Annotated in this window: 15 protein-coding genes; 11 read left to right on the top strand and 4 right to left on the bottom strand. The window is 64.4% G+C overall.

Features of this window, described 5'->3' with window-relative positions; all coding sequences use genetic code 11:
• The first annotated feature begins 42 nt into the window (after positions 1 to 42).
• Positions 43 to 702: a ligase-associated DNA damage response endonuclease PdeM gene (gene pdeM / locus ATN00_RS03885; protein WP_062062379.1), complete on the top strand. Its 660-nt coding sequence runs from the start codon at positions 43 to 45 to the stop codon at positions 700 to 702.
• 186 nt (positions 703 to 888) lie between these two features.
• The gene (locus ATN00_RS03880) at positions 889 to 3,711 is read left to right on the top strand and encodes a TonB-dependent receptor (RefSeq protein WP_062062376.1); all 2,823 of its coding nucleotides are present in this window, start codon (positions 889 to 891) and stop codon (positions 3,709 to 3,711) included.
• A gap of 149 nt (positions 3,712 to 3,860) precedes the next feature.
• Here ATN00_RS03880 and ATN00_RS03875 read toward each other — a convergent pair whose 3' ends face one another.
• A complete protein-coding gene (locus tag ATN00_RS03875) occupies positions 3,861 to 4,535 on the bottom strand; it encodes a YggS family pyridoxal phosphate-dependent enzyme (protein WP_062062374.1) in 675 nt (224 codons plus the stop codon).
• A 23-nt stretch (positions 4,536 to 4,558) separates the two neighbouring features.
• Between ATN00_RS03875 and ATN00_RS03870 the strand changes: the two genes are divergently transcribed.
• Positions 4,559 to 5,113 (top strand): thiamine phosphate synthase, encoded by a 555-nt coding sequence (locus ATN00_RS03870; RefSeq protein WP_062062371.1) that lies wholly within the window; start codon positions 4,559 to 4,561, stop codon positions 5,111 to 5,113.
• Positions 5,114 to 5,162: 49 nt separating this feature from the next.
• Here the strand turns inward: ATN00_RS03870 and ATN00_RS23315 are convergent, their stop codons facing one another.
• Both ATN00_RS23315 and ATN00_RS03865 read right to left on the bottom strand, forming a co-directional pair.
• The gene (locus ATN00_RS23315) at positions 5,163 to 5,666 is read right to left on the bottom strand and encodes a hypothetical protein (RefSeq protein ID WP_156415213.1); all 504 of its coding nucleotides are present in this window, start codon (positions 5,664 to 5,666) and stop codon (positions 5,163 to 5,165) included.
• Positions 5,667 to 5,955: 289 nt separating this feature from the next.
• Positions 5,956 to 6,681 (bottom strand): hypothetical protein, encoded by a 726-nt coding sequence (locus ATN00_RS03865; RefSeq protein WP_062062368.1) that lies wholly within the window; start codon positions 6,679 to 6,681, stop codon positions 5,956 to 5,958.
• 220 nt (positions 6,682 to 6,901) lie between these two features.
• Between ATN00_RS03865 and ATN00_RS03860 the strand changes: the two genes are divergently transcribed.
• The 6 genes from ATN00_RS03860 to ATN00_RS03835 all read left to right on the top strand — a co-directional run bounded on the left by ATN00_RS03860 (position 6,902) and on the right by ATN00_RS03835 (position 14,332).
• Positions 6,902 to 7,351, top strand: coding sequence for a DUF3576 domain-containing protein (locus ATN00_RS03860; protein WP_062062365.1), 450 nt, complete (start codon positions 6,902 to 6,904; stop codon positions 7,349 to 7,351).
• A gap of 84 nt (positions 7,352 to 7,435) precedes the next feature.
• A complete protein-coding gene (gene leuS, locus ATN00_RS03855; RefSeq protein ID WP_062062362.1) occupies positions 7,436 to 9,949 on the top strand; it encodes a leucine--tRNA ligase in 2,514 nt (837 codons plus the stop codon).
• A gap of 64 nt (positions 9,950 to 10,013) precedes the next feature.
• Positions 10,014 to 10,520: an LPS assembly lipoprotein LptE gene (lptE, locus tag ATN00_RS03850; protein WP_062062359.1), complete on the top strand. Its 507-nt coding sequence runs from the start codon at positions 10,014 to 10,016 to the stop codon at positions 10,518 to 10,520.
• Positions 10,507 to 11,532 (top strand): DNA polymerase III subunit delta, encoded by a 1,026-nt coding sequence (gene holA, locus ATN00_RS03845; RefSeq protein ID WP_062062356.1) that lies wholly within the window; start codon positions 10,507 to 10,509, stop codon positions 11,530 to 11,532. Before lptE ends, holA begins: the two co-directional genes overlap by 14 nt.
• Positions 11,533 to 11,725: 193 nt before the next feature.
• On the top strand, positions 11,726 to 12,130 hold the full coding sequence (gene msrB / locus ATN00_RS03840; protein ID WP_062062353.1) for a peptide-methionine (R)-S-oxide reductase MsrB: 405 nt from the start codon (positions 11,726 to 11,728) through the stop codon (positions 12,128 to 12,130).
• A 120-nt stretch (positions 12,131 to 12,250) separates the two neighbouring features.
• Complete coding sequence (locus ATN00_RS03835) at positions 12,251 to 14,332, top strand: transglycosylase domain-containing protein (RefSeq protein WP_062062350.1); 2,082 nt, start codon at positions 12,251 to 12,253, stop codon at positions 14,330 to 14,332.
• A 151-nt stretch (positions 14,333 to 14,483) separates the two neighbouring features.
• On the opposite strand, the gene ATN00_RS03830 is transcribed toward ATN00_RS03835, so the two are convergent.
• Positions 14,484 to 15,440 carry a retroviral-like aspartic protease family protein gene (locus ATN00_RS03830; RefSeq protein ID WP_062068374.1) on the bottom strand — a complete coding sequence of 319 codons (957 nt, stop codon included), beginning with the start codon at positions 15,438 to 15,440 and terminating at the stop codon, positions 14,484 to 14,486.
• Between the two features lie 264 nt (positions 15,441 to 15,704).
• Here ATN00_RS03830 and rho point away from each other — a divergent pair, with 264 nt between their 5' ends.
• Together rho and ATN00_RS03820 are read left to right on the top strand one after the other, a co-directional pair.
• Positions 15,705 to 16,961 carry a transcription termination factor Rho gene (gene rho / locus ATN00_RS03825; RefSeq protein ID WP_021245531.1) on the top strand — a complete coding sequence of 419 codons (1,257 nt, stop codon included), beginning with the start codon at positions 15,705 to 15,707 and terminating at the stop codon, positions 16,959 to 16,961.
• A 125-nt stretch (positions 16,962 to 17,086) separates the two neighbouring features.
• Positions 17,087 to 17,806, top strand: a complete 720-nt coding sequence (locus tag ATN00_RS03820) for a YjbE family putative metal transport protein (RefSeq protein WP_062062348.1) — start codon at positions 17,087 to 17,089, stop codon at positions 17,804 to 17,806.
• The last annotated feature ends 165 nt before the right edge of the window (positions 17,807 to 17,971 follow it).

Here is a 17,971-nt window from a genome sequence, read left to right as displayed (position 1 = left end):
CGCGCTCTTGAAAGCCGGGGCGGCAAGGGGCATAGCCGGTGCATGGTTCCCCTTTCGTTCGCAGGTCATGACTTTCTGGCATTGCCGGAGGCGGCGCTGTTCTGGCCCGCCCACGGCGCGCTGCTGGTGGCCGACCTGCATTTCGAGAAGGCGAGCTGGTATGCGCGCTTCGGGCAGTTCCTGCCGCCGCATGACAGCGCCGCGACGCTGGACCTGATCGAAGAGCTGGTGGCGCGGACCGGCGCGAAGGCGGTCTGGTCATTGGGGGACAGTTTCCACGATGCCGACGGCGCGGCGCGGCTGGACAAGCCGACCCGGGCGCGTCTGACGGCGCTGACGACGCGGCTGGACTGGCTGTGGATCACCGGCAATCATGATGCGGACGTGACGCACATGCCAGGCGGACGCAGGCTGACCGAGGCGGAGGTGGACGGCGTCTGCCTGCGCCACGAAGCGGTCGCGGACGACAGCCGACCAGAGATTTCGGGCCATTTCCATCCCAAGCTGCGCGTGTCGCTGCGGGGCCGCCATGTGTCACGCCGCTGCTTCGTGGGCACCCAAAACAAGCTGATTCTTCCCGCGTTGGGCAGCCTGACCGGAGGGCTGGACGCCCATCATGGCGAAATAAGGCGCGCGTTGGGGCCGGGCGCGATCGCCATGGTGCCCCTTTCCGACCGATTGCTCCGCTTTCCGATAGGATAGGCGGACGTTACGGAAACAGGAATTTAACCATGTTGCGGTTAAGCAACATGTCATGCGAATCAACGAGCGACCTGCCAGAAAGACCCGGAAAAGCAGGGCTCTATTGCTTTCGATAGACTGTGGCAGCATAATCGCGATCATCCCGACATGAACGAAATCATGCGGGACAGGAGAGGACCGACCATCATGAAACAATATGGCCTTTGGCTGTCATCCGCCGGCGTGGTCGCGCTGGTGGCCGCGATCCCCTTTGCCCACGCTCAGGACCAGACAGCGCCGCAGGCGGCGGTGGATCAGGATAGCGTCAACATCATCGTCACGGCGACGCGGCGCGCCAGCCCATTGTCGGACGTCCCCATCGCCGTATCGGCGGTGTCCGCGCAGGCGATGCAGAATAGCGGCGCAACCGACATACGGGCGCTCAACCAGCTTGCGCCCTCCATGCTGATCTCCTCCACCGGATCGGAAGCCAATGCGTCCGCCCGTATTCGCGGCATCGGCACGGTGGGCGACAATCCGGGGCTGGAAAGCTCCGTCGCGGTGTTCATCGACGGCGTCTATCGCTCACGCACGGGCGCGGGCCTCACCGATCTGGGCGAGATCGAGCGCGTCGAAGTGCTGCGCGGGCCACAGGGCACGCTGTTCGGGCGCAACGCATCGGCGGGCCTTATCAACATCATCAGCAAGGCGCCGGAGTTCACGCTGGGCGGCAAGGCCGAGGTGACTTACGGCAATTATGATTACTGGCGTCTGGCGGGCCGCATCACCGGGCCGGTGAGCGACAGCATCGCGCTGGCGCTGGATGGCGTCTGGTCGAAGCGGGACGGCTTCTACAAGCTGGTCGACGCGGCGGGGGACAAGGTGGGCGACACCAATGACCGCGACCGTTATTTCCTGCGCGGGCAGGCGCTGATCGAGCCGAACGATGCGCTTTCGATCCGGCTGATCGGCGATTACACCAACCGCGACGAAAGCTGTTGCGGCGCGGCATATGTCGAAACGCGCGAGCGGGTGCCGCTGGTTGGCGGCGGATATGGGACCAACGACTTCAACCGCATCGCCGCCATCATGCAGGGGCAGGGCGCGGTGTTCCACGACGATCCCTATGACCGCAGGCTGACGATCAACGAGGATCGCAACTATGTCAGCAAGCTCAAGGATTGGGGCGTTTCGGGCGAGATCAATTATGATTTCGGCGGCGCGAAGCTGACCAGCATCACCGCCTATCGCGATTACAAGTCCAAGGATTATGGCGATTACGATTATAGCGGCGCGGACCTGCTCTATCGCGATCCGGGCACGTTCCGCCAGTTCAAGACCTTCACGCAGGAATTGCGGTTGCAGGGGTCGGCCTTTGGCAATGCGCTGGACTGGCTGGTCGGCGGCTATTACGCCCATGAAAAGCTGGCCTTGCAGGACAATATCCGCTTTGGCGCGGATTATGGCCGGTTTTCCGCCTGCCGCCTGATGGCGGGGGCGGGGCCGACCAGCAACCTGACGGAAGCGCAGCTCATGGCGTGCGGCGCGAACCCGCTCGCCACCTCCGCCCTGATCGGAGGCACGCAGGCGCAGCTCAATGCCGGGCTGACCAACGCCTTCATCAATGCGGGCATGGACCCCGGCGTCGCGGCGGCGCAGGCGGGCGCGATCTCCACCGGTCTCGGCAACGGGTTGAGCGCGCTGGCCGCCATCCCGGAAGGGACGGGCGACGTCGCCTCGCGCTATTATCAGAAGAGCGAGAATTGGGCGCTGTTCACCCATAATATCGTGCATATCACCCCGCAGCTCGATCTGACGCTGGGGCTGCGCTACACGCATGAAAGCAAGCGGTTTTCAGCGGATTTCAACAATAATAACGCGACCTGCGCCGCGTTGCAGGCGTCGGGCCTGTCCGCGATCGCGACCAATCCCCAACTGGGAGCCACACCTCCCGGTCGGTTGGTAAATCAATTGGCGGGCGGCATCCTGACGCTGGGGTGCCTGGGCAACGGGTCCACGGGCCTCAATGCGCTGGACCTGCATGACCGGATCAGCGACGGCGAATTTTCCGGGACCGCCGTGCTGTCATGGAAGCCGCTCGACGCACTGCTGCTCTATGGCAGCTATTCGCGCGGGTATAAGGCGGGCGGCTATAATCTGGACCGCTTCCAGCTTGGCTCGACGGGCCTCAATCCGGTTCCGGCGGTGTTTTCGCCGCGCAGCAATGCGGATGTGACGACGCTGCGCTTCGCCGCGGAGAAGGTCGACGCGTTCGAGGTGGGCCTCAAATACAGCCAGCCCAAATGGAGCGCGAACATCGCCGCCTTCCGGCAGGAGTTCAGGAATTTCCAGCTCAACACCTTCAACGGCACAAGCTTCATCGTCCAGAACATCAATGGCTGCGACGGCGACCTGAGCGCGGCGCGCACCTGCGACAAGGGCGACGTGTCGCCGGGCCTTGTCAGCCAGGGCGTGGAGCTGGAATTGACGGCCAGCCCGGTGCGGAACGTCCGCATATCGGGCGGCATGACCTATGCCCGCGCCAAGTTCGCCAACCGTCTGGTCGGCAGCGGCGACGGATCGGTGCCGCTCGATCCCGCGCTGTTCCTGCTGCCGGGATCGATCAACTCGCAGGCGCCCGAGCTGGTGACGACCGCCAGCGCGGCGTGGACGCCGCAGATCGGCTCCAATGGGCTGTCGGCGCTGTTCTATGTCGATACGCGCATGACCGGCGACTTCAACACCGGGTCCGACCTGTTCCCGGAAAAGGAGCAGGACGGCTTTTCGGTCGTGAACGCCCGCATCGGCCTTCGCGGGCCGGAGCAGAAATGGGCGATCGAGTTCTGGGGCCAGAACATCTTCAACGCGAAATATACGCAGGTGGCCTTCAGCAGCCCGCTTCAGTCGAGCAGCCCGGCGACGTCGACCACCGGGCAGTTCGCATCGGGCGGGGTGATGGCGAACCAGCTTATCTCCGCCTATCTGGCGGAACCGCGCACCTATGGGATCACCTTGCGCGGGTCGTTCTGATCCAAAGCCCGTCGCGCTATGGGGCGCGGCGGGCTTTTTCGCGTCAGGGACAGAGCATTTTCAAGTCAGGCGGGACAGATGATGACTCGGGAAATGCGGCAAACAAACAAAATGGAGCGTGATCCGATTCAACTGGATCGGATCACGCTCTAAGCGCGGACGCCGAACAGCGCGGTGCCCACGCGAATGTCGCTCGCGCCCAGCATGATCGCGGTTTCGAAATCGCCCGACATGCCCATGGAAAGTCGCTCCAACCCTTCCTCCCGCGCCATTTTGGCGAGCAGGGCGAAATAGGGGGCGGGCTCGCCTTCGGCCGGGGGCACGCACATCAGGCCCAGCAAAGGGACGTCTGCTTCCCGCGCGGCGGCGATGAGGGCGGGCACATCGGCGATGGCGCAGCCGCCCTTCTGCTCCTCCGCCCCGATATTGACCTGGATGTAACAGGGCACGCGGCGGCCGCCGGCGTCCATGGCTTTGGCGAGCGCCGTCAGCAAGGACGGACGGTCGAGCGAATGGATCACGTCGAACAGGGCCACCGCGTCCGCCGCCTTGTTCGATTGAAGCTGGCCGACGAGGTGAAGGCGGATATCGGGATATTCCTGACGCAGGGCGGGCCATTTGGCCTGCGCTTCCTGCACGCGGTTTTCGCCGAACACGCGCTGGCCCGCTTCGATCAAGGGGCGGATGGCGTCGGTTTCCTGCGTCTTGGACACGGCGATCAGGGTGATGGCGTCGGCGCTGCGTCCCGTGAGGCGGGCGGCGCGGCCCATGGTGTCGCGCACGGCGGCAAGGCGGTCCCTGGCTTGTGTGATGGCGGTCGTCATGGCGGCTGCTATAGGCGAGGGTCATGGAACATCGCCACCGCAAAAAACCGCCGACGATCTGGCTGATGACGGATGAGCGCGTGGATGGGGCGCTCCAGCTTGCGGCGGCGGCGCGGCTGCCCAGGGGCAGGGGCGGCATCGTCTTTCGCCATTATCGCACCGCGCCGGATGAGCGGCGGGCCTTGTTCGCGCGGTTCCGGGCGATTGCGCGGCGGCGGCGTCTGCTGCTGATGCTGGGCGGCGATGCGCGGGAGGCGGCGGGATGGGGCGCGGATGGCTGGCATGGCAGGGATCACAGGCGCGGAAGCAGGCCGATGCTCCACAGCGCACCCGCGCACGGGGCGGTGGAGACCAGGGCGGCGGGCCGGGGGAAGGCGGACATGCTGTTCCTTTCGCCGCTGTTCCCGACGCGCTCGCATCCGGGCGGGCGGGCGTTGGGCCGGGTTCGATTCGCGATGCTGGCGCGGCGGGCGGGGGCTCCCGTTATGGCATTGGGGGGCGTGGAAGCGCGGCACGGGCATGGCCTTCGCGCACTGGGCGCGGCGGGTTGGGCGGCGATAGACGGGTTGATGGATTAGATTGGTTGGTTGGTCAGGTTGGAGTGGCTAACGGACGTGTGCGCTATCTTCATTGACCACGCCATGCGCCTTGCGCGAAGTCGAAAGCGGTCTCTGCGCCAGCAGGAAGTGACCTATATTCTCCGCAAATAACGTCCAAGTTACCGCCTCTTGATTGCGAAGGCTGCTGGTCGCCGGGCATTGATCCAATTTGATGAGTACCAAAATATGATTTGCTGCCTAGAATCTGTGCGGTGCTGGCGGAGCAGTCTACACGGAAATCGATGACGTCATAATATGGAATTGAAGGACCAAGAGGATTGTCCTTTGGCACCGTTACCATAGCTGCCTCAACGATAGATCCAGACCGGCGAATGCCACCCGCGTCGAGTCCGGTTACAATATCTGTGGTCCGACGTATCTCGCGCCAATCATCGGCGTAAGCGGCGGCGGTGACGAATAATGAAGCTGATAGCACAACGTATTTCGACAGCGACCAGCGCAGATGGAGGTGCATAACGACTGCCCAAAACGAAAGATAAGGCTGAATAACGGGTGGTGCGAGTGTCTGCAACTGGCCGATTCTGGCTCGGGCAGCTTTCTTGGCAAATCGGCGCGTCAGCTTGGCAGTGGAGCTATGTAGCGCCCAGCCAACGATGGAGAGCGGACACCAATATCCATCCGGGCTGAGAGTTCGCTTGACTTGAAACGCCTCGCGCTCCTGTCAGATCAGAGGACAGAACTTGACTCTTGCCTTCGCAGGAGCACGATTCTCACTTTATCCAAGAAATGTCATAAGCTGGCTTTCAGGCAGGCATTATTAACCCTGTTCAGAGGGCGGCCATAACTAGCAGCTCAGGCGATCAGAATTTGAAGACGGTGCCGAGATAGACGGCCTGATTGTCCTGCCGGTCGTCGGTCATCGGGGTCAGTCGGCCCGCGACGCTGTTGTTGTAGCGGACGCCCGCCGTGACGTTCAGGTTGCGCGTCAGCGAGTAGGAACTGGCCAGATCCAGCGAATAATCCTTGTCCGCGTTCGGATTGCGGACGGCGGTGGCCGGATCGCGGCGGCTTTCGATCAGCACCTTCGTGCTGAAGCGATCCTTCTTGCCCTGATCGAGCGAGAAATTCTTCGCGTCGACCATGGTTTCGACCGGAACCGGGTCCAGCGCCTTGTGCCCGACCGAATCGGGCAGCGCGAATTTGCGCCAGTTGTGGGTGGCGTTCAGGCTGAATGCGACCGGCTTGATATCCACCGCCGTCAAGGTGCGGGTGACGGCCACGCGATCATTGTCCGCGCGCACCATCACCGTCACGGACCGCTGGCCGCTGAGCGAGCCGCTGGTGGGCGTGAAGCGGAAATTCTGACGGCTGGCGGTCGCCGCGATCCGGGCGTAGGCCGCCGCGAGTCGGGGATCTTTGGTCGTCGGCGTGAAGGAAGAGATGCTGCCCAGCGCGCCCAGCGACACCGGCATTTCCGTCCGCAGCCGGACAAGATCGGTCGCCGCGCCAATGGCAGGAGACAGCATGAAGCCAGCCACGGCAACCGCCGCGCCCGCCAATGCCAGATATCCCCTTTTCACGCGCATGATCGCGACTCTCTAACCCCCGAGCTACATTTGACGGCCATTACACATGAAAACCGGCGGAAAGCTAGAGCGCGGTCCGCTTTTTGTCCGGCCTGTTGCACAGAACACACAATGTTTCATCGGCGCACGCGATGACAAGAGCGGCGGTCCCCCTTGCCCAATGGCGCGGGTCGACTATAGAAGCGAGGCGTTTCTGGTCATTTATATATAGGACATACTGATGGTCCGCCGCTTTTCCCTTCCTGTTTCCGCCGGTTTGATGCTGGCTGCGCTTCTGCCGCTCACCGCCTGCGGCGGCGGGTCGAAGGAGCGTCCCAAGGCCGATCTCGCCGCGTCGAAGATCACCACGATCGGCGTCAACAGCTATTTGTGGCGCGCCAGCCTGGACACGCTGTCCTTCATGCCGATGGTGCAGACCGATTCCAATGGCGGCGTCATTGTCACCGACTGGTATATCAATCCGAACAGCCCCAATGAGCGGATGAAGCTGACCGTGTCGATCCTGGATCAGGACCTGCGGGCCGACGCGCTGCGCGTGGCGGGCAGCCGTCAGGTCAATCAGGGCGGCCAGTGGGTCAACGCCCCGGTGGAAGCGGCGACCACGCAGAAGCTGGAGGAAATCATCCTCACCAAGGCGCGCGACCTGCGCCGCATGGCGATTGCGGGCTGATCCACCCTTCCTTCTCTTTTTCTTTCAGGACGGGACCGGGCTGCCGCGCGCAACCCCGGTCCCAAAGCATTTTGAGGACTCGACATGCAAAGGCGCTTCAACCCGCTTGAGGCCGATGCCCGCTGGCAGGCCGTCTGGGATGAGAAGCAGACGTTCAAGGCGTCCGACAGCAGCGACAAGCCGCGATCCTATGTGCTGGAGATGTTCCCCTATCCATCCGGGCGCATCCATATCGGCCATGTCCGCAATTACTCCATGGGCGACGTGCTGGCGCGATTCCGGCGGATGACGGGGCATGAGGTGCTGCATCCGATGGGCTGGGACGCGTTCGGGATGCCCGCCGAGAATGCGGCGATGGAGAAGAAGGTGCATCCGGGCGAATGGACGCGCTCCAACATCGCCAACATGCGCGCGCAACTCAAGAAGCTGGGCTTCGCCATCGACTGGAGCCGGGAACTGGCCACCTGCGAGCCGGACTATTACGGCCATGAACAGGCGCTGTTCCTCGACATGCTGGACGCGGGCCTGGTCTATCGCAAGGAAAGCGCGGTCAACTGGGATCCGGTCGACATGACCGTGCTCGCCAACGAGCAGGTGATCGACGGACGAGGCTGGCGATCCGGCGCGCTGGTGGAGAAGCGCAAGCTGTCCCAGTGGTTCCTCAAGATCACGCAGTTCGCCGACGATCTGCTGGAGGGGCTGAAGGCGCTCGACCAGTGGCCCGACAAGGTGCGGACCATGCAGGAAAACTGGATCGGCAAGTCGGTGGGGCTGCAATTCCGGTTCCAGCCGGTCGCGCCGTTCGATACCGAGATCGAGGTTTATTCGACCCGGCCCGACACCATTTTCGGCGCGAGCTTCGTCGCGATTGCGGCGGATCATCCGGTGGCGCAGGCGGTGGCGGCGGGCAATGCAGAGGCGGCCGCCTTCATCGAGGCGTGCAAGGCAGGCGGCACCACGGCGGCAGAGCTGGAGACAGCGGAAAAGCTGGGCTTCGACACCGGGCTGTCGGTGGTCCATCCCTTCGACCCGGAATGGAAGCTGCCGGTCTTTATCGCGAATTTCGTGCTGATGGATTACGGCACCGGCGCGGTCATGGGCGTGCCCGCGCACGACCAGCGCGACCTTGATTTCGCGCGCAAATATATGTTGCCCGTGGAACGCGTGGTCGCGGCCGAGGGCGACGAGGCCAAGGCGATCCACGACGAAGCCTATACCGGCCCCGGCCGCCTCGTGAACAGCCGCTTCCTGGACGGCATGGGCGTGGAGGAGGCGAAGGCCGAGGTCATCCGCCGCGCTGAAGAGGGCGGCTGGGGCGCGGGGCAGACCGTCTTCCGCCTGCGCGACTGGGGCGTATCGCGCCAGCGTTACTGGGGCACGCCGATCCCGGTCATCCATTGCGACGATTGCGGCGTGGTGGGCGTGCCGAAGGACCAGCTTCCCGTCACCCTGCCCGAAGATGTGAGCTTCGATATTCCGGGCAATCCGCTGGACCGGCACCCGACCTGGAAGCATGTCGATTGCCCGCGATGCGGCAAGGCGGCGCGGCGCGAGACGGACACGCTCGACACCTTCGCCGATTCAAGCTGGTATTTCATCCGCTTCGCCAGCCAGCCCAAGGACAAGCCTTTCGACCGCGAGGTGGTCGAGAAATGGCTGCCGGTGGGACAGTATATCGGCGGGGTCGAACATGCGATCCTGCACCTGCTCTATGCGCGTTTCTGGACGCGGGCCTTGCAGCATATGGGACAGTTGGGCTTCGCCGAGCCGTTCACCGGCCTGTTCACGCAGGGCATGGTGACGCATGAAACCTACAAGGCGGGCGATGGAAGCTGGCTTTCGCCGGGCGAGGTGAAGAAGTCCGGCGACGATTATGTCCATATCGAAAGCGGCGCGCCGGTCACGGTCGGCCGCGTCGAGAAGATGTCCAAGTCCAAGAAGAATGTCGTCGATCCCGATGACATCATCGCCCAATATGGCGCGGACGCGGTGCGCTGGTTCATGCTGTCCGACAGTCCGCCCGAACGCGACCTGCCCTGGACGGAAAGCGGCATCGAAGGATCGTGGCGCTTCGTCAATCGCTTGTGGCGACTGTTCGGGGAAGCGGACAAGGGCGCGGAGGGGCAGGACAAGCCGCTCGACCGCAAGCTGCACCAGACCATCGACGGCATCGCCAGGGATATCGAGGCGCTGAGCTTCAACAAGGCGGTGGCGAAGATCTACGAACTCGCCAATGCGGTGGAGAAGGCCAAGCCGTCGGCCTCGCGCAGCGCCGCCATCCGCACGCTGGCGCTGCTGGTCGCGCCGATGACGCCGCATCTGGCCGAGGACGCCTGGGCCGCGATGGGCGAGGAGGGACTGATCGCCGACGCGCCATGGCCCGCGGTCGATCCCGCGCTGCTGGTCGACGATGAAGTCACCATCGCCTGTCAGGTGATGGGCAAGCTGCGCGACACCATCACCGTGCCCAAGGGGACGCCGAAGGAGGAACTGGAAAAGCTCGCCCTCGCGGCGCCCAACGTGGCGCGGACGCTGGACGGCGCGACGCCCAGGAAGGTGATTGTGGTGCCGGATCGTCTGGTCAATCTGGTGATTTGAGAGAGGAACCGTTCGCCCCAACGCCCTTCGACAAGCCCAGGGCGAACGGATATAGGATTGTCCCATGAAGCGCATCATCCCCCTGCTCGCCGTCACGGTTCTTCTCTCCGCCTGTGGGCTGAGGCCCGTCTATGGCGGGGGCGGGCATGGCGCGGTGGCGCAGGCGCTGGGCAATATCGAAGTGGAGCCGATTGAAGGCAAGAGCGGCTGGCTGGTCCGCAATGCGCTCAACGACCGGCTTTCCACGATGAGCGGCAACGGCCCGTCCTACAAGCTGGTGGTGAAGCTGGACGACCAGATCAGCGGCTTCGGCCTGCGTAGCGACGCCGCCATCACGCGCGAACGGCGTACGCTGCGCGCCCGTTACCGGCTGATCGACGGGGCGACCGGCGCGCAGGTGCTGGACGACACGGCCGGGTCGGACGCGGGCATCGACGTGACCTCCAGCGAATATGCGACCATCGCGGCGGAGGACACGGCGCTGGAACGCTTGTCGCAGACCATCGCCGACCAGATCGTCGCGCGGCTCGCCATGTTCGCGGCGCGGAACCAGCGTCATGAAGGCCAATAGAGGCCAGATCGAAAAGGCGCTGGACGCCCCCCCGGCGGATGTCCGCTTCTTCCTGCTCTATGGCCCCGACGAAGCGGGCAGCATGGCGCTGGCCAAACGGCTGGAGCGGGCGATGGGGCCGGAAGCCGAGCGTATAGACCTGGACGGCGCGACGCTGCGCGACGATCCCGCCCGGCTGGCGGACGAGGCGGCGTCCTTCTCCATGTTCGGGGACAAGCGGTGGATTCGCGTCAACGGCATGGGCGAGGAGTCCGTGCCGGCGCTCCACGCGCTGCTGGAAGCGGAAGCGGCGGGCAATCCGGTGATCGCGGTGGCGGGCGCGCTCAAGGCCACGTCCAAGCTGGTGAAACTGGCGCTGGACCACAAGCAGACGCTGGCCTTCATCTCCTATCAGCCCGATGCGCGGGAGGCGGAGCAGATCGCCGTCGCCATCGCGCGGGAAGGCGGGCTGCGCCTGCCCACGGAACTGGCGCGGCGGATCGTCGACCTGGCCAATGGCGACCGCGCGTTGATGAGCGGGGAGATCGAAAAGCTGATCCTCTATCTCGACGCTGCGCCCGACCGTCCGCAGGAAGCGACCGCCGAAGCGCTGGACGCCCTGTCCGCCGACAATCCCGAATCCGACGCCGCGCCGCTGGTGAACGCCGTGCTGGGCGGCGATCTCAGGGCCATGCACAAGGAACTGGGGCGACTGGCGGAGGTCGGCGCGGCCATGGCGTCCTTCCTGCGCCCGCTGCTGACCCGCGCCATGCTGCTCGCCCATATCCGCGCCGATTTCGACCGGAGCGGGCGGCTGGAGGCGGCGATGGAGGCGGCGGGAAAGGCCGTATTCTGGAAGGAAAAGGGCGTCGTCACGCGGCAGGTGCGACTATGGGATGCGTCGGGCATCGCCCGCGTCATCCAGCGCCTGGCGCAGGCGGAACGCGCCAGCCGGAGCGGGCGCGGCCTGGGCGACCTCATGGTCCGGCACGAGCTGCTCACCATCGCCCGGCAGGCCGCGCGGGAGCGATAGGAATATGGCGCGCCGGATGGCGGATTGGTGGGGAGCGGACTGTCCGCCATTCCCATCTCCGTTCGCCCTGAGCGAAGGTGGAATGGCCGAAATCGGTCGCCCCGCGACGTGAATTTGCAAACTGCGTCATCCCCAGGAATATAGCGCATCGGCATGGCTTGATCGGCTGCCCCGCGCGCGCCATATTGCGGCCATGGACAAGCTGAACCTGACCGAAGAGGAATGGCGCAACCGCCTTCCCCCCGAACAATATCATGTCTTGCGGGAAGGCGGCACGGAGCGGGCCTTTACCGGCAAATATAACAGCAACAAGGCCGACGGCGTGTATTTTTGCGCCGGTTGCGGGGCGGAGCTGTTCGATTCCGAGGAAAAATATGACAGCGGATCGGGCTGGCCCAGCTTCACCGCGCCGGTGGACATCGACGCGGTCGACGAATTGCGCGATTCCAGCCATGGCATGATCCGCACCGAAGTGCGCTGCGCCAAATGCGAGGGGCATCTGGGCCATGTCTTTCCCGATGGGCCGGGAGTGGGCGGCCTGCGCTATTGCATGAACAGCGCATCGCTGGACTTCAAGCCGCGCGACGAGGCGGAGTAACCGTTCATTACGGGTAAAGCCGCGATCCTCTTGAGACCGGCAGAGACTTTTTGAGGGCCGACGCCGGATTTGCGCTGGTCCCCTTTTCCATTAGCGCGTATCCGGGGCGGCACGGACATCATGGCAAGATCGGGCAAGAGCAAGGAACCGCCGGGCACGGCAAGGCTGTGGCTGATGCGGGGCCTCAAGGCGGGCCTGATCGCGCTGGTCGCCGCCGTGGTGGCGATCGTCGTGGCGGTCGTCATCGCGATGCAGTCGCTGCCCGACTATAGCAGCCTCAAATCATCGCCCAACGGCCAGATGATCCGCGTCCATGCGGCGGACGGCAGCGTCATCGTGTCATTGGGGCCGAGCTTCGGGCGCTGGCTGTCCTATGACCAGATCCCGCAGGTGATGGTCGACGCGATGGTGTCGACCGAGGACAAGCGTTACTATCTGCATCCCGGCGTCGATCCCATCGGCATGGCGCGCGCGGCGTGGGTGGCGCTCGAAAACCGGGGCAAGGGCCGCCGCTTGCAGGGCGCGTCCACCATCACCCAGCAGGTGACGCGCAACATCTTCCTCAACAACAGCTATAGCTGGGGCCGCAAGATCCGGGAAATGGTGCTGGCGCTGGCGCTGGAACGCAAGTTCAGCAAGCGGCAGATCCTGGAGCTTTACCTCAACAAGGTCTATTTCGGCGGCGGCGCCTATGGCATCGACGCGGCGAGCCGGAAGTTCTTCGGCCATCCCGCCGACAGCCTCAATCTGCCGGAAGCGGCGATCATCGCGGGGCTGGTGAAGGCCCCCTCCAGCTACTCCCCCACCGCTGATGCGGAGGCCGCCATCGGCCGCGCGGGCGTGGTGCTGGACCTGATGCAGGAAAATGGCGCGATCAGCGCGGCGGAACATGCCAGCGCCAATCTGGCGGATGTGAAGATGGCCCCCGAGCCGCCGCAGAACAGCGTGCGTTACTTCACCGACTGGGCGCTGCCGCAGCTCGACACGCTCATCACCGAACCGAATGAGCCGCTGGAGGTCTATACCACCATCGACCTTTCCATGCAGCGCGCCGCGACCGCCGCGATCCAGGCCAATGTGCCCAAGGGATCGCAGGGGGCGCTGGTGGCGCTGGACCGGGACGGGGCGGTGCGGGCGATGGTCGGCGGCCTCGACTATGTGACCTCCAACTATAACCGCGCCACCACCGCGACGCGCCAGCCGGGTTCGGCGTGGAAGCTGTTCGTCTATATGGCCGCGCTGGAAGCGGGCTATACGCCCGATACCGGGGTCACGGACGAGCCCGTCACCATCAACGGCTGGTCCCCGCGCAACAGCAACGGGCGCTTTTCGGGTGATATCGATGTTCGCACCGCCTTTGCCTATTCGGTCAACACCGTGGCGGCAAAGCTGGGCGTGGAAGTGGGCTTCCCCACCATCGCCGACATGGCGCGGCGCTTCGGCATTTCAACGCCAGTCAACACCCATCCGTCCATGGTGCTGGGCACGTCGGACGTGCGGCTGATCGACATGACCCGCGCCTTCGCTTCGGTGGCGCGCAAGGGGATCGCGGTCGCGCCCTATGGCATCACCAAGGTGACGACGGCGGACGGACGCCTGCTCTACGAGCATCAGGACGACACCAGCCGCGTGCTGGTCGCGCCCTGGGTGGCGGCGGGGATGACCGACCTCATGCAGACGGCGGTTTCCACCGGCACCGGCAAGGCGGCGCAGATCGGGCGGCCCGTGGCGGGCAAGACCGGCACCACCAGCAGCAACAAGGATGGCTGGTTCCTGGGCTTTTCCAGCGGCATCACGACGGGCGTCTGGATGGGCCGCGACGATGCGCGGGCTGTGGGCGGATTGCAGGGCGGCCGCGCGCCGGCCCATGCCTTCGCCGATTTCATGAAGGTCGCCGTCGCCAAGCGGCCGGTCGAGAATTTCGATACCCAGGTGACGCTGCCCGAATGGCAGCTCGAGCCGGACGACGAAGCCTATTATGGCGCGCCTGATAATGGAATGGGTGGGGGCATGATGGTCGATGAAAACGGCCTGCCGCTGGAACGCGCCCAGCCGGACGAGCCACAGGCCGACAATCCGGATGCCGATGCCCGGCCCGATCCCGCCGACCGCCCCGCGCCGCAGCGGCTGGACCAGCAATGGATCGACCAAGTGCTCGGCCGCGACCGGCAGCGCCCGGCGCAGCAGCGGCCCGATCCGTAGAACGACAGGAAGCTTCCCGAAGCGGGGTGCCGTATGGCAATTATGGGTGGATTGCGGAATGACCGCCATTCCCATCTCCGTTCGCCCTGAGCGGATGTGGGATGGCGGCCATTGGCCGATAACAGCCAGCGCTCCCAATCTCGGCGCGGTTTTACCCCGCGGCCGCGGCGAAGCGCGATTTTTCCAGCCAGCCCATGTCGGGCAGCAGGAAATCGACCCTTCCCCTGCCGAAATCTATCGCAACCCGGTCGAACCCCTTGAGCGCGTTGATGCCCAGCAGCAGCGCGGGCCTGTCCGCCAGCCCCAGTTCGGCAAAGGGCGTGGCGTCCGCGAACAGCACCGGCAGATCGCGCAGCGTGACGCGGCCCAGATGCACCTCGCGGATCTTGCCCACCTGACCGACCAGCGTGCCGCCGGTGACGCTGGTGAGCGTCGCCTGTTCCAGCTGCGGCGCGCGTTTCTTGCGGATCAGCTTGTTCATCAGCGCCATATTGCCGACGCTGAAATTAGTGCCGGTGTCGAGCACGATGTTCACCGCCATCCCATTCACGTCGGAATCGAGCAGGATAAGCTGTCCATTCTTCCGCCGCGCTTCGACGACGATGGTGTCGGGATCGCGGGCATAGCGGCTTTTGCTTTCGCTAATCTCCATCCGCCCCCTCCGGAAATCGAGCAGCAGCCGTTTGGATTGCAGGCTGTCGAGACCCAGCAACCCCGGCGCGCCCAGATGCGCGCCGTCGAGCACCGGCGCCTCTATATCGCGCACTTGCGAATCGCCGAAGCCCAGGGTCGACAGCGCCACCGTGCCGGTTTGCAGCCGGTCGGTCATGCTGAGCACCGTGACGGGATCGCGCACGGGAAGCGCCAGCCGGTCGGCCAGCTCGCGCGAAATCACCGTGCGCTGCGATCCTGTGTCGATAATGAAGTTCCACGGCCCCTTGCCGCCGATATGAATGGGAATGGTGACGCGATCCTCGGCGGGCGGGCCGGTGCGGACCAAAGCGGGCGGAACGGCGGGATCAAGCGAGGGCGTTTCCTGCGCGGCCAAAGGCGGGCACAGCGTCCACAGCATTGCCACCATGGGAAGGAGGCGGCGCATATCCCTCATCCTTTCGCTTTTCCGCCTTATACCATGGCGCGGGCGGGACGGTCCATCGCCGCGATTGCGGCACCGCCGGTCGATCGGCACCGGCAGCGCCGCCAATTTTCCATCAGAAAGGGCGATGTCCCGCCTTGACGGCATGGCAGGCCCATCGCTAAATGCTCTTCACTCACCCGCCCGTCCGGCGCGGGACGTTCCCAGCCATCTGTTTGCCGGGCTTTTCTCCATATAACTGTCTTTCACGACACTCTATCCATCGGACCGACTCGCATGCACCTCAAGGATCTCAAGAAGCAGCCACCCGCCGACCTCGTCACCATGGCGGAGGAGCTGGGCGTCGAAGGAGCATCCACGCTGCGTAAGCAGGACCTGATGTTCGCCATCCTCAAGGCCGAGGCGGAAAATGGCGAGCAGATCATGGGCGAAGGCACGATCGAGGTGCTGCCGGACGGCTTCGGCTTCCTGCGCTCACCCGAAGCGAACTTTCTCGCCGGTCCCGACGATATCTATGTGTCGCCCAACCAGGTCCGCAAATTCGGCCTGCGGACCGGCGACACGGTGGAAGGCGAAATCCGCGCGCCCAAGGACGGCGAGCGTTATTTTGCCCTCACCAAGCTCAACACCGTCAATTTCGACGATCCCGATGCGGTCCGTCACCGCGTCAATTTCGACAACCTGACCCCGCTCTATCCCGAACAGAAGCTGTCGCTGGACACGCTGGACCCGACCGTCAAGGACAAGTCGGCCCGCGTCATCGACATCGTTTCGCCGCAGGGCAAGGGACAGCGCACCCTGATCGTCGCGCCGCCGCGCGTCGGCAAGACGGTGATGCTCCAGAATATCGCCAAGGCGATCACGGACAACCATCCCGAAGTCTTCCTGATCGTGCTGCTGATCGACGAGCGGCCGGAAGAAGTCACCGACATGCAGCGCAGCGTGAAAGGAGAGGTCGTGTCCTCCACCTTCGACGAACCCGCGCAGCGCCACGTCCAGGTCGCCGAAATGGTGATCGAAAAGGCAAAGCGCCTGGTCGAACACAAGAAGGATGTCGTCATCCTGCTCGATTCCATCACGCGCCTTGGCCGCGCCTACAACACGGTGGTCCCATCGTCGGGCAAAGTGCTGACCGGCGGCGTCGACGCCAATGCGCTCCAGCGGCCCAAGCGCTTCTTCGGCGCGGCCCGCAATATCGAGGAGGGCGGTTCGCTGTCCATCATCGCCACCGCGCTGATCGACACCGGCAGCCGCATGGACGAAGTCATCTTCGAAGAGTTCAAGGGCACCGGCAATTCGGAAATCGTGCTGGATCGCAAGGTCGCGGACAAGCGCATCTTCCCGGCGCTGGATGTCGGCAAGTCCGGCACCCGCAAGGAAGAATTGCTGGTCGACAAGGGCAAGCTCAGCAAGATGTGGGTGCTGCGCCGCATCCTGATGCAGATGGGCACCATCGACGCCATGGAATTCCTGCTCGACAAGATGAAGGATTCCAAGACCAACGAAGATTTCTTCGATTCGATGAACCAGTAAAGCACCGGGCGGTCGGGATTCCAGAGCATCGGATCAAAACCGCTCCGCTTTTGTTTTGCTATGACTGTCGAGCCGTCAGATGGGCCCATCTGACGGGAAATCGCTACAGGGGACGTTAGGCCATTATGATCGACCTTTTCGCCACCGCTGCCGCCGCGGCCCAGGGCTTTGGTTCTCCAGCCGACATCTGGGGCCATATCGTCAATGATTTCAGTAACATAACTTCACCCGCCGCGCTGGCTGCCTTTGGCCAGGTGCTGATGATCGATATATTGCTGGCAGGCGACAATGCGATCGTCGTCGGCGCGCTGGCCGCCGGCCTGCCCGTCGCCCAGCGCCAGCGGGTCATCATGATCGGCATCATCGCCGCTCTGGTGCTGCGTATCGGCTTCGCGCTGGTGGTGACGCAGCTCATGCAGATCGTCGGCCTGATCCTGGCGGGCGGGCTGCTGCTGCTCTGGGTAAGCTGGAAGATGTGGCGCGAGCTGCATCCCAAGCGCGGCCTCGACACGCCCAACGATCCGACCGACGACGATGTGTCGGGCCTGCGTCCCGCCAAGAGCTTCGCCGCCGCCGCATGGGCCGTCGCCGTGGCGGACGTGTCGATGAGCCTCGACAATGTGCTCGCGGTCGCGGGCGCGGCGCGGGACCATCCCGGCATCCTCATCATCGGCCTGATTCTGTCGGTCGCGCTGATGGGCATCGCGGCGAACATCATCGCCAAATATATAGAGCGGTTCCGCTGGATCGCCTATCTCGGCCTGGTCGTCATCCTCTATGTCGCGCTCAAGATGATCTATGACGGGATCGTCGATCATCAGGTCGGCATATTGACGCTGTTCTGATTGGCCAGATCATAGGTCCGCAAAAAGAGGGCGGAGCCGTTATGGCTCCGCCCTCTTTTTTTGGGCGGTGACTTCATGTGCCAGTCTCTATGCCGAACGGCGGCAGGGGGGTGGATGGCGGACATGCTGCTCGCGCAGGCTGGGCAGTCATAGCGGGGGAGGGAG

The sequence above is a fragment of the Sphingobium baderi genome (assembly GCF_001456115.1).
GTDB classification, from domain to species: domain Bacteria; phylum Pseudomonadota; class Alphaproteobacteria; order Sphingomonadales; family Sphingomonadaceae; genus Sphingobium; species Sphingobium baderi_A.
This window is presented reverse-complemented; position numbering and strand designations above follow the sequence as displayed.